Raw genomic sequence first — 14,815 nt, forward strand, 5'->3', positions numbered from 1 at the left:
ACCTGGGTAATCCCACTTGTGTGATGCCCGAGCCGAATGTGGGGACGTCCGGCACGCCGCGTGGGTCCGCCGGCATGCGGCGGAGTTTCCCCGTGGCCGGCGGATACCGGCTGTCCTCGTGGTCCACGGGCTCCACGGCGGTGACGCCGGTGGTCTGCGTGCACGGCGCCGGGACCTCCAGCCGGCCGCTGCTTCCTTTGGTGGAGCGGCTGGGGAGGAGCGTTGAGACGTGGGCGGTCGATCTTCCCGGCTTCGGGCAGAGCTCCCGGCCGGCCGAGCCGCTCGGGCTCACCGCGCTCGGTGAGACGCTGGCGGACTGGCTGGAGGCGGTCGAACTGCCGCCGGCGTGCCTGCTCGGCAGCTCGTTCGGCTGCCAGGTGGTGACCGAGGTCGCCGTGCGTCATCCGGACCGGGTGCGGTCGCTGGTCCTCGTCGGGCCGACGACCGACCCGGCGGCACGCACGTGGCCGCGCACCGTCCTGCGGTGGCTGCGCGACTCCGTCCGCGAGAGCCCGCGGATGCTTCCGTTGAAACTCGCCGACTACCGCGACTGCGGGGCGGGCGGGGTGCTGTTCGCGTTCGGCGAGTCACTGCGTGACCGGATCGAGGACCGCCTGCCCGCGGTCACCGTGCCGACGCTCGTCGTGCGGGGAGAACGCGACACGGTGGTATCGCACTCGTGGGCGGAGGAGGTCACCCGGCTGGTTCCGGGAGCGAGGCTCGCGACGGTGCCGAACAGCCCGCACATGGTCCCGTTCCGTGAGCCGGAGGCGCTCGCGGCCCTCGTCACCGAGTTCGTACGGCAGGACGCCGATGCGGACGGATGAGTGGATCGCCGGCGTCGGCGCTGCCACCGGCACGCCGCGCGTACCGGGTGCCCACCCGCGCGCCCGCGATGTTCCGGCCCTCGACATCGGGCGGCCGGCCTGATGGCCGAGGACGCATCGACCGTCGGCGCGCTCGGAAGACTGCTCCAGAACTCGCACCTGCTGCCGCCAGGGAAGCTGGCGGTCGAGTTCACCGAGGCGGCGCGTCCCCTGGGGATCTCGGCGATCCGGATGTATCTGGCCGATCTGCGGGAGCAGCGGCTGCGGCCGATGGACGACGCGTCCGGGCAGACGCCTCCGTCGCTGCGGGTCGACTCCACGCTGGCGGGGCGGGCGTACCAGACGATCAGCGTGCAGAGCGAACGGGTCGAGGGCGAACTCGACCGGCACCGCCTGTGGGTCCCGCTCCTCGACGGCACCGAACGGCTCGGCGTCATGGAGGCCGTGTTCCCGGGCGGCGAGGCGCCCCCCGACCGGACGGCGCTCGAACGATGCCGGATGCTGGCCTCCCTGGCCGCGCTGATCGTCGCCAGCAAGTACCCCTACAGCGACACGCTCGCGCGGCTCCGGCGGCGCCGTGAGATGGCCGTCCAGGCGGAGATGGCGTGGGCGTTCATGCCGCCGCGCACGCTCGCCACGAATAGGGTGATCCTGGCCGCGGCCCTGGAGCCGGCGTACGACGTCGGCGGAGACGCGTTCGACCACAGCCTGTCCGGCGACCACCTGATCTTCTCGATCTTCGATTCGGTCGGCCACGACCTGACCGCCGGGCTGATCTCCAGTGTCGCCATGGCCTCCTGCCGGGCCTCACGCCGCTCCGGCGGAGCGCTGGCCGACGCCGCCGAGCAGGCGGACGCCGCCATCGCCGGTCAGTTCGGCGAGTCGCGGTTCGCCACCGCGCTGCTGTGCGACCTCGACATGGGGACCGGCGAGCTGCGCTGGATCCCGTGCGGCCACCCGCCGCCCCTGCTCATCCGCGAAGGCAGGGTGCTCAAGCAGCTCATTCGCGATCCGCGCCTGCCGCTCGGCCTGGAGGAGACGGTGCAGGGGCGGCGTACGTCCTCGACCGTCCACTCGGAGAACCTGCGGCCCGGCGACCGGTTGCTCCTCTTCACGGACGGCGTCGTCGAGGCGCGCGGGGAGGACGGCCGGGAGTTCGGACTGACGGGTTTGAGCGACTTCGTGATCCGTAACCACGCCGAAGGCCTCACCGCCCCGGAGACCCTGCGCCGTCTCAACCAGACGATCCTGGGCCACCAGCACGGACGCCTCCGCGACGACGCCACGGTCGTCCTCGTGGAGTGGATGCCCACCGCCCCCGGAGAACGCCTCACCATTTGAGCGCCGGGTCCGTCGCGGGCGGGTACAACGCCGAAGAGGCGAGTACGACTCCTGAGCGCCATCCGGCCGCGTTCCGACCCGTGCGGAAGGCGGCGCCCACCGGCTGAGCCGACTGGGTCCGCACCCCTTCAGCCGGTCGTTCTCGCCGCAGATCGGCAGGGTGCCCACACCGGTCATGATCTCGCGTCCGGTCGTCCCGGTCTCCTCCTTCATGTCTCGCGGAACCGGCGTTCACCACCGGTGCTGCCCGGCGCTACCCGCGCGAGGCGCGAACCACCACGGCGGCCGACGGCGTTCCAGGCGGCGGTCGCGGCGAGCGAGACGGCGAACAGCCCGCCGGTGACGACGGTGATGGAGCCGCCGGCCGCCACGTCGTATCGGGCGGAGACGAGGACCCCGGCCAGTCCGCAGCCGGCGCCCGTGGCCACCGCGACCGCGGTCATCATCGGGATGTCGCGGGCCCAGAGCCGAGCGATGGCGGCGGGCGCGACGAGCACGGCGACGGCCAGGATCGCGCCGACGGCGGGGACGGCCACGATGATGACGGCCTCGACGGCCAGCAGCAGCGCCAGGTCGATGCCGGCCGGGCTGTACCCGGCGGCGGCGTGGCCGTCCGGGTCGAACGCGCGGAACGTCAGTCGCCGGCCCGCGGTGGTCACGAGGACGACGACGATGACGCCGACCACCGAGACGGCGACCAGGTCGCCGGTCCCCACCGTCAGGATCTGGCCGACGGTGTAGGCCGTGAGGTCCTTGGCGAAGCCGTCGCGGGCCGACAGCAGGATGACGCCGAGCGCGAACCCGGCCGACAGCACGATGCCGATCGCCGTGGTCGTGCCCTGCTCCGGGCGCCGTGACAGAGCCAGGACGCCCAGCACGACCAGCACGCCGAACACCCCGCTGCCGAGATAGAGGTTCACTCCGGCGATGGCGGCCAGCACGACGCCGGGGAAGGTGGCGTGCGTCATCGCGAGGGTGAAGAACGGCAGCCGTCGCAGCAGCACCCGCACGCTGATCAGGCCGCCGACCGCGCCGAGGAGCACCGCCTCGACGATCGCCCGGCCGACGGCGGTCACGGCGTGCTCCTCGCCGTACGGGCCGCCGGCGGCCGCCGCCGGATCGTCACGGCCGCCAGCGCGCCGAGGTGGCCGGCGACCAGGACGAGGACCACGGTGGCGCCGGAGGCCAGCCGCAGGCCGTGATGGACCGAGGCGTCGTAGCTGACCGCGAGCCCGGCCCATCCGCCGAGGGCGCCGATGGCGGCGGCGATCGGCACGATGAGCACCAGCCGGTCCGACACGAGGCGAGCGGCCGCCGCGGGCACGATGAGCAGCGCGATGACCAACACGGTGCCGACGGCGCGTACGGCGGCGACGACGACCAGGGCGACGACGGCGTTGGTGGCCAGGTCGAGCAGGCCGATCCGGTACCCGGCCGCCCGCGCTCCCTCCGGGTCGAAGGCGCGGGCGAGCAGTGGCCGCCGCAGGACCGCCAGCGCCGCGACGACCAGGGCGGTGACCACCAGCGTCTCGGTCAGCTGCTGCGGCGTGACCGTCAGGATCCGGCCGAACAGGAACGCGGTCAGGTCCGCGGTGTAGCCGGACTCCCGGGAGACGAGCACGACGCCGACGGCGAAGAAGGTGGTGAGCAGGACCGCCAGCGCGGCGTCCTCGGTGACCGCCCGGTGCCGTGTCATGAGGGTCAGCAGGGCGGCGGTCGCGGCGGCGGCGGCGGCGAGCGCGCCCCAGAAGACGCCGCCCTCGCCGCCGAGCAGGTAGCCGATGACGACGCCCGGGAAGACCGTGTGCGTGAGCGCGTCGGTCATGAACGCCAGGCGGCGCAGCAGGATCAGCACTCCGACGGTGCCGGCCAGCGCCCCCAGGACGAGCAGTTCCGCCAGCGCCCGGCCCATGAACGGGTGGGCGAACGGCGCGATGAAGATCTGGTCCATGGGCCGGCCTCAGGAGTGCGCGACGATGACACGGTCACCGCGCAGTTCGAGGGCGTGCCCGCCGTACGTCGCGCGCAGCCGGTCCGGGGTGAGCGTCAGCCGGGTGGGGCCGAAGCCGTACTGGCGGCGGTTGAGCAGGCAGACCTCCTCGCAGGCGAGGTGCGCCAGCGCCAGGTCGTGGGTGGAGACGACGACGGCCGTCCCCTGTCCCTTGAGCACGGCGACGGCGTTCAGCAGGGCCTGCTCGCTGACGGCGTCGACGCCGTTGAACGGCTCGTCCAGCAGCAGGAGCCCGGGCTCGGCGGCGATCGCGCGGGCGAGGAGCACGCGCTGGCGCTGCCCGCCGGACAGCGTGCCGAACCGGTGCCGGGCGCGGTCGGCCAGCCCGACCTGTTCGAGGGCGTCGCCGGCGGCCCGCCGGTCCGCGGCCCGGGGGCGGCGCAGCGGGCCGATGCGGCGGTAGCGGCCCATCAGCACGACCTGGCCGACCGAGATGGGGAACTCCGGGTCGAGCGTGTCGGCCTGCGGGACGTACGCGACCTCGCGCCGGGCCTGTGCGGGCGTCCGGCCGAGGACGGTGATCCGCCCGGACACGAGCGGGACGAGACCGAGGATCGCCTTGATGAGGGTCGACTTGCCGGCGCCGTTCGGGCCGATCAGGGCGACCGCCTCGCCCGGGCCGACCACGCCGCCGATGTTCTCCAGCGCCGGTGCGGGCCCGTAGCTGACGGTGACCTCGTCCAGTTCCAGGGCCGGGTCCGTGGGGGTGTTCATGGTCAGCCCTTCAGCGCCGTGACGATGGTGGTGGTGTTGTGGCGCTCCATGTCGATGTACGTGGCGCCGGCCGAGCCCGCGGGCCCGAGCGTGTCCCCGTACAGCGACTCCTCCCCGGCCTCGACCTTCACGCCCGCCTGCTTGCCGATGGCCTCGGCGGTCCTCGGGGGGAGCGATGACTCGGAGAAGATCGCCTTGACCCCGGTCGCCTTGATCTTGGCGACGAGGGCGTCGAGCCGCTTGCCGGACAGCTCGGCGGACGTGTCGAAGCTGGGGATGATCGACCCGACGAACGTCAGGTGGTAGCGGTCGATGTAGTAGCCGAAGGCGTCGTGGTTGGTGACCAGCTCGCGCCGGCCGGCGGGCAGCGTGCCGATCTGCCGGGCGATCCAGGAGTCCAGCCGGTCCAGCTTCGTGGTGTACGAGGCGAGGTTCGCCGCGTAGGCCGCCTTGCCGGAGGGGTCCGTGGCCTCGAAGGCGGCCGCGATGTTCCGGCTCATGAGCTCGGCGTTCTTCGGGTCGTGCCAGATGTGCGGGTCGCCGGCGGCCTCCTCCTCGGTGCCGTCGCCCTTCCGGATGGGCACTCCCTTGCTCGTGTCGACCAGGGTGCCGTGGAAGCCGGCGGACTTGATCGTCTGGTCCAGCCACCGCTCCAGCCGCACGCCGTTCTCCACCACGACGTCGGCCTCGGCGATGGCCTGGATGTCGGCAGGGGAGGGCTCGTAGTCGTGCGGGTCGACGTTCGGCTTGAGGAGCTGGGTGACCTTGACCTTGTCGCCCCCGATGTCGCGGGCGAAGTCGGCGACCTGGGTGGTCGTGGCGACCACCTTCAACCGTCTCGCGCCGGTGCCGTCACCGGTGCTCGCGGAACCGTCACATGCCGTGGCCGCGGCCAGAAGACCGGCGAGGACCACGGCGGAGGTGTGGATACGCAAAGTGTCTCCTCATGGTCGATATGCGTAGAGGAGACCGATCTTCGCGATAATGAAAACGGTTGTCAATGTCGATAGTTGCTCGGTCGGTTCGCGGAGGTGTTCTTCGCGGCCGGTGACCGGACCGCGTCCGTGAGAGTCTCCGGGTGGACGGTCGCCGTTCCGGCCGTGTCGGCGGGTCGGCGGCGTTCCCAGGGCATGGCGAGGGCGAGCAGGGCGATGACGGCGACCGAGCTCCTGGACCACCACTGGTGGTTCTGCCACCAGCCGACGTCGTCGAAGTGGGTCGGCAGGGTGGTGTACAGGGACGACCTGCCCGATGCCGGCGGCGGTCGGGGCCAGCGCCCAGTTGCCGCCGGTCAGCCACGCCGTCCAGCCCCATTCGCCGACGACCGGTCGTACGCCGCCGAGGTACCGGGCCACGTTCAGCAGGTCCGACCAGCCCACGGCCACCACGAGGGGCGTGGTGGCCAGGAAGAACAGCGGGACAACCGGGCGGCCGGGGGCGTTCCGGTCGCCGGCCAGCTTTGCCACCAGGGGGATCAGTGCGATGTCGGCGGCCACGGTGACCAGCCGGCCGGCGATCTCCCAGGGCAGGCCCGCGCGCAGGCCCAGGCCGTACAGGTAGGGGATCATCGGCAGGAAGTGCCACGACCCGTGGGTGGCGAGCACCGGATCCCGGTGCGCCAGGATCGCCTGCCCGGAGGCCCGGAAACCGGCGGCGAAGTCGAGCGGCTGCCACGAGTCGGCGGCGGCGGTGACGAGCAGGAACAGCCGCAGGGCGATCCCGACCGCCAGCGCCACGCGCAGCGACGGCCGCCTGCCGCGCCACAAGGAGAAGGCGGACAGGACAAGCCCGGCGACCAGGACGGATGCGGTGAGAACGGGGTGGTCCATCGCCGGTCAGACGGCCACAGGTCAGCGAAGACAAGGCCGCTGAGCTGCGGATTCGCAGGCAACTCTCAGCGCGCCCTCGGGGTTCGCGCAGCGAAGCGGACGTCCGTCACCCGCACGCGGCCCTTCTCCGCGAGGCGGTACCGAGGCCGGGACGGCGCGACACCGACGGTGACCCCGCGGACACGCCGGGGTGAGATCATGTCGCATGGCCTCACGCCCGCGCGTCACCCCGGCCGTGCCCGGTGCTCCGGCCCGCCGGGCGTTGTTGCTCGCGGGGTTGGGCCTGCCGGCGGGATGCGCGCTGGTGGGTGGCGAACCCTCGTACCGCGACGGGCCGCTGCCGATCGCCACCGGAGCCGTCGACGGCGTCTACTACCGCTATGCCAGGTCGCTGGCCGCCCGGATCGAGCACCGCCTGCCGGGCGTCCGCCCGTCCGTGGACTCCACCACCGGTTCCGTGGACAACCTCCATCGCCTGGCCTCCGGCCGCGACCGGCTGGGCTTCGCGGCCGCGGACGCCGTGGGAGCGGCGGCCACCTCCCGTACGCTCCGGTCCCTGGCCCGCCTCTACGACGACTACATCCATCTGGCCGTGGCGGGCACCGGGCCGATCCGGTCGGTCGGGGACCTGCGCGGCCGTACGGTCTCGGTGGGCGCGACCGGCTCGGGCGTGGAGCTCGTGGCCGGGCGCGTGCTGGACGCCGCCGGCCTGACCTCCGGCCGGCGTCCCGCCCAGGTCCGCATGGGGCTGGAGGAGTCCGCCGCCGCGTTGCGGGCGGGGCGGATCGACGCCTTCTTCTGGTCCGGAGGACTGCCGACCGCCGGGATCGCGAGGCTCGCCCGGCAGGTGCCCGTCCGGCTCATCGCGCTCGGCGCGCTCGCGCCGCCGATCCGCGCGCGCTACGGGCCCTACTACCGCGCCGCCGCGATCCCCGAGGGCACCTACGACGGCGTCGGCGCGACCCTCACGCTCGCCCTGGCCAACTTCCTGCTCGCCACGGCCTCACTGGACAATGGCCTGGCCTTTCGGGTGACCGAGATGCTCATCCGCGACCGGGACGCCGTCGCCGCCGAGGTGCCCTCGGCCGAGCTCCTGGACGTGCGCGACGCCATCCAGACCGAGCCGGTTCCGCTCCACCCGGGAGCCCTGCGCTACTACCGGTCCGTCAAACCGTGACCGCCGGAGGCTGATCCGCCGGGACCGCCATCGTCACGGCCAGCCCACCTCCGTCGGCGGTGGCGATGTCCAGCCGGCCACCGCAGGCGGCGAGCAGCGTACGCGCCACGGCCAGCCCGAGCCCGGACCCGTGGACGTTCTGGTGGCGCGGGCTGCGCCAGAACCGGTCGCCGACGCGGGCCATTTCCTCCGGCGGCAACCCGGGCCCCTCGTCGGTCACCTCGATCTCGACGGGATCCCCGGCGCCGGCCACCGTCACGCTGACGACCGAGCCGGCCGGTGAGAACTTCAGCGCGTTGTCGATCACCGCGTCGAAGGCGCTGCCGAGCGCGGTCGGATCCGCGACGGTCCAGACCGGCCCGCCCCAGGCGCGCATCACGGCGATGTCCCGCTGGTCCGCGACGACCTGCCAGGCGGTGACCCGCTCCTCGACGAGCGCGGCCACGTCGAAGCGTTCCACGGCGGCCTCGCGCTGCTCGGCCAGGGCGAGTTCGAGGAGGTCGTCGAGGACGGCGGTCAGCCGGCGCGCCTCCCGCCGGAGGGCCTGGATCTCCTCCTCACGGCCGGGCGGCAGCGCCAGGGCCAGGTCCTCCAGCCGGAGCATGACCGCGGACAGCGGGTTGCGGAGCTGGTGGGACGCGTCGGCGACGAACGCGCGCTGGCGTTCCATCGTGTCCTCCACCTTCTGCGCCATCCCGTTGAAGGAGGCCGTGAGGCGGCGGAGCTCGGGCGGCCCGGAGGCGGCCGTCGCACGGGCGTCGAGGCGGCCGGTGGCGATGGTGTGGGTGGCCGCGTCGAGGGCGCGTACCGGGCGCAGCATCCAGGTCGCCAGGCGGTGGGCGAGCGACCAGAACAGCAGGACCGCGACGGCGGCCGCGCCGCAGAGCAGCAGCCACCGGTGCAGGACGGCGGCGCGCATCCGCCCGGTCGGCGAAACGGTCACCACGGCGCCCACGACGTCTCCGGACTGCATCACGGGCGCGGCCACCGCCAGCGAACGGCCGCTCCAGGGCCAGATCAGGTGCGGATCGGCGCTGTGCCGCCCGGCGAACGCCTGCCGGAGGACCCCTGTGACGTCGCCGCCGGGGTAGCCCGGCGTCGCGACCAGCCGGCGGCCGTTCCGGTCCAGCACCGCGGCCGAGATGCCGTACACCTGCTGGTAGCGCGTGAGCTCGGTGCTCAACGTGGAGGTCGAGGCGCCCGGGGCCGCGTTCCCGGCCAGCGCCGCGAACCGTACGGTGTCATCCAGCCGGTCCTGGAACAGCGCGTCCTGGTGCTGACGGACGATGCTCGTGCCCAGCGGGACGCCGAGGGCGAACAGGATGCAGACCATGAGGGTGATCAGGGTCCCGATGAGTCGCGCGCGCAAGGTGGGCTCAGCTGAGGGGGAGGGCGTTCTCGCCGGGCCGCTCGGGCGCCGCGACGATGCGGTAGCCGACCCCGCGTACGGTCTCGATCACGCCGGTCAGCGCCAGCTTCGCCCGCAGCGAGGCGACGTGCACCTCCAGGGTGCGGTGGTTGCCCTGCCAGCTGGTGTTCCAGATCTCGCTGATGAGCTGCTCGCGGCGGAAGACCACGCCGGGTTCGCGGGCGAGCGTCGCGAACAGGTCGAACTCCTTGCGGGTGAGTGTCACCGGCGTCCCGTCGACGCGGATCGAACGGCGCAGCCGGTCCAGCTCGATCCGACCGTCGCACAGTGCCTGCGCCGGCCGCCGGCCGGGCGGGGCCGTGCCGCGGGCGCCGTTGCCCGGGGAGCGCCGCCGGCTGACGACGTGAATGCGGGCGATGAGCTCACCGACGTCGTACGGCTTCACGAGGTAGTCGTCGGCGCCCAGGTCGAGCCCGTGGATCCGGGACCGTACGTCCGCGCGGGCGGTCACCATGATCACCGGGATGTCGAGGACGGCGCGGACGCGGCCGCACAGGTCGAAGCCGTCCCGGTCGGGCAGGCCGAGGTCGAGCAGCATGACGTCCGGGCCGCGGTCGAGCAGTTCGAGGGCGCTGCCCGCGGTGTGCGCCAGGTCGACCTCGAAGCCGTGCCGCCGGAGCACCGACGACAGCGCCGCCGCGACGTGTACGTCGTCCTCCACGACGAGCAGGCGCATGGCACTCCTTTCCCTGCGTGACTCTATCGATACGGACGGTCCGTCCGCCGCACCCTCCGGCACGCGAGCGCGCCCCTCCCCGGCCGGGAAGGGGCGCGCTCATCCGTCACGCCACGGGCGCGAACTCCTCGCCTTCGGCCGCCCTCGCCGGTCCGGACTCCCCGGCCACCTCGCGGGACGGTCCGGCCCATCCGCTGCGGACGCCCCAGGCGTAGAACGCCAGCGAGCTGACGGCGACCACGGCCATGTCAACGCCGTACGGCATGAGGTCGTACCCGCCGAACCGGGCGCTGCCCAGAGCCGACAGCAGCGCCATCCAGGCGAGGTAGGCGATCAGCCACACGCCGGCCCGCAGGTGCGGGCCCCATCCCTCGAACCGCTGCCGCAGGCCGTAGTAGAGGTAGATCGGCAGGCCGATCGCCATGATGAGGATGACCTCACCGGTCAGCGGCCACCGCGACCAGTACATCAGCAGCGACGCGAACGCGAAGCCCGTCGGCGCGATCACCCGCAGGGCCGGCGTCCGCGTCGGCCGGGGCAGGTCCGGGCAGGTACGGCGCAGCACCGTGACGGAGACCGGGCCGGTGACGTACGAGATGACGGTGGCCACCGAGATCACCGCGGATAGGGTGCCCCAGCCGCGGAAGAGGCACAGGAAGACGAACGCGATGACCAGGTTGAACCACATCGCCGGCTGGGGGATGCCGTACTTCGGGTGCACCCGGCCGAGGATCCGCGGGAAGTAGCCGTTCTCCTGCATGCCCTGGATCATCCGGGCGGTGGTGGCCGTGTAGGTCATGCCGGTGCCGGAGGGGGAGATGAACGCGTCGGCGTACAGGGTGACGGCGAGCCAGTTGAGGTTCACCGCGATCGCCAGATCCGCGAACGGCGAGTTCAGGTCGACGCCCGACCAGCCGTGGCCGAGCAGGTGGCCGGGGACCGCGCCGATGAACGCCGTCTGCAGGCCGACGTACACGAGCGCCGAGAGGACGAGCGCGCCGATGAGGGCGATCGGCACGGAGCGGCCGGGGTTGCGCGCCTCACCCGCCATGTTGATCGGGCTCTGGAATCCGTTGAACGCGAAGACCACGCCCGAGGTCGCGATCGCGGTCAGCACCGCCGCCCAGCCGTACGGCGCGAAACCGCCGTGGTGGGAGAAGTTGCCCCCGTGGAACCCGGAGGCGAGCAGCCCGACGATCGTCAGGGCCGGGACGACGAACTTGACGATCATGATGAAGCCGTTGGCCATCGCGTACAGCCGTACGGTCCAGTAGTTGATCAGGAAGTAGACGACGACCAGGAGCGCCGCGATCGCCAGCCCGGTGGGGTGGAGCTCCTTGCCGTCGTAGAGGCCCTTCGCCCAGTGCCACTTCCACGAGCTCATGTACTGCACGGACGCCTCGGCCTCGATCGGGATGACCGAGACGATCGCCACCCAGTTCGACCAGCCCCCGATGTAGCCGACCAGTGAGCCGTGGGAGTACTGCGCGTAGCGGACCATGCCCCCGGACTTGGGGAACAGGGAGCCGAGCTCCATGTACGCCAGGCCGATGAGCATCATGATGCCCGCGCCGATCACCCAGGCCAGGATGGCCGCCGGCCCCGCGACCTTGGCGGCCTTCCAGGACCCGAAGAGCCAGCCGGAGCCGATGATCGAACTGAGGCCGACCATGAGGAGTGAGAACGTACCGAGTCGCCGGTGATAGTCGCCACCGGCTCCGCCCGGCTCCGGGCGTGCCACATTCGGCATGCGGGGTTACCTCCCTCTCGTTGGGTGCGGCCGGGACCGCAGGAGCCGCGCGCGCGATTGAGAGAAGGGTGCTCCCGGCCGTGGAGACGGGCCAAGGTCTTTGAGCTAGATCTGAGGGTTCGTCGTCATCCGGCGTCAGAGAGTGACGACCGGCCGATCCGCCGGGCCGAGCGTGGTCATGTCGGTGCCGCCGGGGTCCGCTCACCGCGGGCGCGGGCCGTCACGACCACTCCGCCCGAGGCGACGCTGACGCAGGCGATGGCGAGCCACTGCGGCGGGCTCAGGTGTTCGCCCAGCACGAGCAGGCCGGACACGGCCCCGGCGGCCGGTTCGAGGCTCACCATCACGGCCACCACCCGTTCCGGGAGGCGGCGCAGCGCGGCCTGGTCGAGCGACCACGGGATCACGGCCGACACCAGGGCGGTGCCGGCGCCCGCGAGCAGTACGTCACCGCGGAACAGGGCCAGGCCCTCGAACGCCGGGCCGAGCGGCAGCACCAGGAGGGCGGCGAACACCACCGCCCACGTCAGGTCGGACCCGTCCGCCCGGCGGGCGCCCGCACGCTTGTTCAGCACCAGATAGGCCGCCATGAACGCGCCCGAGGTCAGCGCGAGCGCGACGCCCGCCGGCGGGAAGGGGACCGGGCCGCCGCCGGGCCGGTAGATCATCGCCACCCCCACCGCCGCGAGGCCGGCCCACAGCACGTCGGCGGGACGGCGCGAGCCGGCCAGCGCCAGCACGAGCGGGCCGAGGAACTGGACGGTGGAGGCGATCCCCACCGGCAGGCGCTCCATCGCCGGATAGATGAACTGCATGCCCGCGATGGCCGCCCCGAGGGCGGCGATCAGGGGGAGCGCCTCGCGTCGCGGCGGACGCGGGCGCCACAGCGCGCAGAGGATCAGGGCGGCGAGCGCGAGCCGAAGCGTGATCACCCCCGGCGCGCCCACCTGCCCGAACATGCCCTTCCCCAGGGACTGGCCGGTCTGTACGGCGATGACGCTGCCGAGGACGAGAACCGGCGCCGGCACGCCCGGAGGTCGTCGAGCTCCCATGGCGGCAGTCTGCGAAGGTCCGACCGTTCGCGTCCATCGACGGATTTCACACTGTTTCATGTTGAATGGCCGCATGATCGACCCCCGCCTGCGAACCCTGCGCGTCCTGCGTGAGGAGGGCACGGTCACCGCGACCGCCGAAGTCCTGCACCTCACGCCGTCAACGGTCTCCCAGCAGCTCCGCGGGCTCGCCAGGGATCTCGGCGTGCGGCTGCTGGAGGCGGACGGCCGGCGCGTCCGCCTCACGCCGGCCGCGTACACGGTGCTCGACCACACCGACACGCTCTTCGCCCAGTGGGAACGCGCCCGTGCGGAGATCGCCGCGCACCGCCGGGGCGTCTCGGGCGAGGTACGGTTCGCCGCCGTGTCCAGCGCGCTGGCCGCCCTCGTCGTGCCGGCGGCGGAACGGCTGCGAGCCGAGCATCCCGGGCTGGCGGTACGGATGGCCGAGCAGGAGAGCGAGAAGGTGTTCGCGCTGCTGCTGGCGCACCGTACGGACATCGCCGTGGTGATCCCGACCGCGGACGGCTCGCCTCCGGACGATCCACGCTTCGACCAGCGGCCGCTGCTGGACGAGCCGCAGGACCTGCTCGTTCCCCCGGCGCACCCGCTGGCGGGCGACGGCACCGCGGAGCTGGCCGCCGCGGCGCGCGACCCCTGGATCGGCTCTCCCGACCGCGCCGACCAGCACCACCTGATGCTCACCGCGTGCGCCGCGGCCGGATTCACGCCCCGCATCGCCCATCACGCCAACGAGTGGTTCGCCGTCTCGGCCCTGGTCGCCGCCGGTTTCGGGGTGGCGCTGGTGCCGCGGCTCGCCCCGCTGCCGCCCGACGACGAGGTCGTCCGCGTGCCGCTGCGCGGAAATCCGGTGCCGTCCCGGCGGATCATCACGTGCGTCCGCCGGGGCAGCGACCGCCAGGCTCCCGTCGCCCACGGCCTGGCGGCCCTGCGCGAAGCGGCCGCCCACCACACCGCCTAGTGACCGAAGGGTTCACACTGTTCAGAACACGCCGCCACCCGCGGCGATGTTTTGACCAGTGATCCAGCGCGCCTCATCGCCGGCGAGGAACACCGCCACGTCGGCGACGTCCTGCGGTCGGCCGACTCGACCGAACGGCGACATGCCGGCGGCGACTTCCCGATCCCGCTCGGGGAGCAGGTCGGTGTCAGTGAACCCCGGGGAGATCGCGTTGACGGTCACATTCCGCGGACCCAGCTCGCGCGAGAGCACCCGTACGAACTGCTCCACGGCGCCCTTGCTTCCGAGGTAGAGCGAGGTCTCGGTGAAGAACATCCTTGTCCCGCCGGTCGACGTGGCGACGATACGGCCGCCGTCTCGCACCCGGCGCGCCGCTTCCTGCAACGTGAAGAAGACGCTCTTCACGTTGGCTGCGAATACCCGGTCGAAGTCCTCTTCGGTGCATTCGACCAGCGGTTTGATCACGGCATCGGCCGCATTGGCGAAGACGATGTCCAAGGGGCCGAGCGCCTGCTCGGCCCGGCTGAACAGGCCGGTCACCTCGGCCGGGCGGGACAGGTCGGCCTGCAGGGCGACAGCGGTGCCCCCGTCCGCTTCGATCGCCGCGACGACCTCGGCGGCAAGCTTGTCGTTCTTCAGGTAGTTCACGGCCACCGACGCACCACGAGCCGCCAGCCCGAGCGCGATCGCCCGGCCGATCCCCCGCGAGGCGCCAGTGACGACTGCGGCCTTTCCAGAAAGATCCTGTGTCATGACGATCCCCACACTCGACACTCACCTGACAGGTGGTACGGGCCGAGCATGGCTGTCCCAGCTCGGCTCGCCCTGCCCTACCGTCCGAGTCGAAGCGCGCTGCGCAAGGTTTGAACGCCACACCCACGACCACCTGCGTGGCCGGTCGCCGCAGGTGTTGACGGGACCACCGAAAACATATATGAACATTCATGTTCTTGGCGAACATCAATGTTCATAAAGCGTTGAAGTGATCAGTGACGCGTCACGAGCCTGCCGCCCACCCCGCGAGGAG

The 14,815-nt window shown here is 72.5% G+C and carries 14 protein-coding genes; 4 read left to right on the forward strand and 10 right to left on the reverse strand.

Annotation, left to right across the window (positions count from 1 at the left end; genetic code table 11):
• Positions 1 to 23: 23 nt before the first annotated feature.
• Complete coding sequence (locus QSK37_RS39030; RefSeq protein ID WP_285631273.1) at positions 24 to 827, forward strand: alpha/beta fold hydrolase; 804 nt, start codon at positions 24 to 26, stop codon at positions 825 to 827.
• Between the two features lie 102 nt (positions 828 to 929).
• On the forward strand, positions 930 to 2,168 hold the full coding sequence (locus QSK37_RS39035; protein WP_285631276.1) for a PP2C family protein-serine/threonine phosphatase: 1,239 nt from the start codon (positions 930 to 932) through the stop codon (positions 2,166 to 2,168).
• 209 nt (positions 2,169 to 2,377) lie between these two features.
• On the opposite strand, the gene QSK37_RS39040 is transcribed toward QSK37_RS39035, so the two are convergent.
• Genes QSK37_RS39040 through QSK37_RS39060 form a run of 5 tightly spaced genes read right to left on the reverse strand, consistent with a single transcriptional unit; the run spans position 2,378 to position 6,722 of the window.
• Positions 2,378 to 3,244 carry a metal ABC transporter permease gene (locus QSK37_RS39040; protein WP_285631279.1) on the reverse strand — a complete coding sequence of 289 codons (867 nt, stop codon included), beginning with the start codon at positions 3,242 to 3,244 and terminating at the stop codon, positions 2,378 to 2,380.
• Positions 3,241 to 4,119, reverse strand: a complete 879-nt coding sequence (locus QSK37_RS39045) for a metal ABC transporter permease (RefSeq protein WP_285631283.1) — start codon at positions 4,117 to 4,119, stop codon at positions 3,241 to 3,243. The genes QSK37_RS39040 and QSK37_RS39045 overlap by 4 nt, the downstream gene beginning before the upstream one ends.
• 9 nt (positions 4,120 to 4,128) lie before the next feature.
• Positions 4,129 to 4,893 (reverse strand): metal ABC transporter ATP-binding protein, encoded by a 765-nt coding sequence (locus QSK37_RS39050; protein ID WP_285631286.1) that lies wholly within the window; start codon positions 4,891 to 4,893, stop codon positions 4,129 to 4,131.
• 2 nt (positions 4,894 to 4,895) lie between these two features.
• Positions 4,896 to 5,828 (reverse strand): metal ABC transporter substrate-binding protein, encoded by a 933-nt coding sequence (locus tag QSK37_RS39055; RefSeq protein ID WP_285631288.1) that lies wholly within the window; start codon positions 5,826 to 5,828, stop codon positions 4,896 to 4,898.
• Between the two features lie 9 nt (positions 5,829 to 5,837).
• Positions 5,838 to 6,722 (reverse strand): hypothetical protein, encoded by an 885-nt coding sequence (locus QSK37_RS39060; protein ID WP_285631291.1) that lies wholly within the window; start codon positions 6,720 to 6,722, stop codon positions 5,838 to 5,840.
• Positions 6,723 to 6,927: 205 nt separating this feature from the next.
• Here QSK37_RS39060 and QSK37_RS39065 point away from each other — a divergent pair, with 205 nt between their 5' ends.
• On the forward strand, positions 6,928 to 7,899 hold the full coding sequence (locus QSK37_RS39065) for a TAXI family TRAP transporter solute-binding subunit (RefSeq protein WP_285631294.1): 972 nt from the start codon (positions 6,928 to 6,930) through the stop codon (positions 7,897 to 7,899).
• Here QSK37_RS39065 and QSK37_RS39070 read toward each other — a convergent pair.
• From QSK37_RS39070 to QSK37_RS39085, 4 genes are all read right to left on the reverse strand, one after another.
• On the reverse strand, positions 7,889 to 9,268 hold the full coding sequence (locus QSK37_RS39070) for a sensor histidine kinase (RefSeq protein WP_285631296.1): 1,380 nt from the start codon (positions 9,266 to 9,268) through the stop codon (positions 7,889 to 7,891). The genes QSK37_RS39065 and QSK37_RS39070 overlap by 11 nt on opposite strands.
• Before the next feature lie 7 nt (positions 9,269 to 9,275).
• Entirely contained in the window at positions 9,276 to 10,004 is a 729-nt protein-coding gene (locus tag QSK37_RS39075; protein WP_285631299.1) for a response regulator transcription factor, read from the reverse strand.
• A 106-nt stretch (positions 10,005 to 10,110) separates the two neighbouring features.
• Positions 10,111 to 11,754 (reverse strand): APC family permease, encoded by a 1,644-nt coding sequence (locus tag QSK37_RS39080; RefSeq protein WP_285631302.1) that lies wholly within the window; start codon positions 11,752 to 11,754, stop codon positions 10,111 to 10,113.
• 176 nt (positions 11,755 to 11,930) lie between these two features.
• Positions 11,931 to 12,806 carry an EamA family transporter gene (locus QSK37_RS39085; protein WP_285631305.1) on the reverse strand — a complete coding sequence of 292 codons (876 nt, stop codon included), beginning with the start codon at positions 12,804 to 12,806 and terminating at the stop codon, positions 11,931 to 11,933.
• A 73-nt stretch (positions 12,807 to 12,879) separates the two neighbouring features.
• Between QSK37_RS39085 and QSK37_RS39090 the strand changes: the two genes are divergently transcribed.
• Positions 12,880 to 13,788, forward strand: a complete 909-nt coding sequence (locus QSK37_RS39090) for a LysR family transcriptional regulator (RefSeq protein WP_285631308.1) — start codon at positions 12,880 to 12,882, stop codon at positions 13,786 to 13,788.
• A 21-nt stretch (positions 13,789 to 13,809) separates the two neighbouring features.
• On the opposite strand, the gene QSK37_RS39095 is transcribed toward QSK37_RS39090, so the two are convergent.
• Positions 13,810 to 14,541, reverse strand: coding sequence for an SDR family oxidoreductase (locus QSK37_RS39095; RefSeq protein ID WP_285578023.1), 732 nt, complete (start codon positions 14,539 to 14,541; stop codon positions 13,810 to 13,812).
• Positions 14,542 to 14,815 lie beyond the last annotated feature (274 nt).

The organism is Actinoallomurus iriomotensis (genome assembly GCF_030269445.1).
Taxonomy (GTDB): Bacteria; Actinomycetota; Actinomycetes; order Streptosporangiales; family Streptosporangiaceae; genus Actinoallomurus; species Actinoallomurus iriomotensis.

What these genes read in the sequence shown, in the direction of transcription:
- QSK37_RS39085 (WP_285631305.1), bottom strand. Translation starts at nt 12,806, where the DNA reads ATGGGAGCTCGACGACCTCCGGGCGTGCCGGCGCCGGTTCTCGTCCTC.
- QSK37_RS39095 (WP_285578023.1), bottom strand. Translation starts at nt 14,541, where the DNA reads ATGACACAGGATCTTTCTGGAAAGGCCGCAGTCGTCACTGGCGCCTCG.
- QSK37_RS39030 (WP_285631273.1), top strand. Translation starts at nt 24, where the DNA reads ATGCCCGAGCCGAATGTGGGGACGTCCGGCACGCCGCGTGGGTCCGCC.
- QSK37_RS39090 (WP_285631308.1), top strand. Translation starts at nt 12,880, where the DNA reads ATGATCGACCCCCGCCTGCGAACCCTGCGCGTCCTGCGTGAGGAGGGC.
- QSK37_RS39080 (WP_285631302.1), bottom strand. Translation starts at nt 11,754, where the DNA reads ATGCCGAATGTGGCACGCCCGGAGCCGGGCGGAGCCGGTGGCGACTAT.
- QSK37_RS39075 (WP_285631299.1), bottom strand. Translation starts at nt 10,004, where the DNA reads ATGCGCCTGCTCGTCGTGGAGGACGACGTACACGTCGCGGCGGCGCTG.
- QSK37_RS39035 (WP_285631276.1), top strand. Translation starts at nt 930, where the DNA reads ATGGCCGAGGACGCATCGACCGTCGGCGCGCTCGGAAGACTGCTCCAG.
- QSK37_RS39060 (WP_285631291.1), bottom strand. Translation starts at nt 6,722, where the DNA reads ATGGACCACCCCGTTCTCACCGCATCCGTCCTGGTCGCCGGGCTTGTC.
- QSK37_RS39050 (WP_285631286.1), bottom strand. Translation starts at nt 4,893, where the DNA reads ATGAACACCCCCACGGACCCGGCCCTGGAACTGGACGAGGTCACCGTC.
- QSK37_RS39045 (WP_285631283.1), bottom strand. Translation starts at nt 4,119, where the DNA reads ATGGACCAGATCTTCATCGCGCCGTTCGCCCACCCGTTCATGGGCCGG.
- QSK37_RS39065 (WP_285631294.1), top strand. Translation starts at nt 6,928, where the DNA reads ATGGCCTCACGCCCGCGCGTCACCCCGGCCGTGCCCGGTGCTCCGGCC.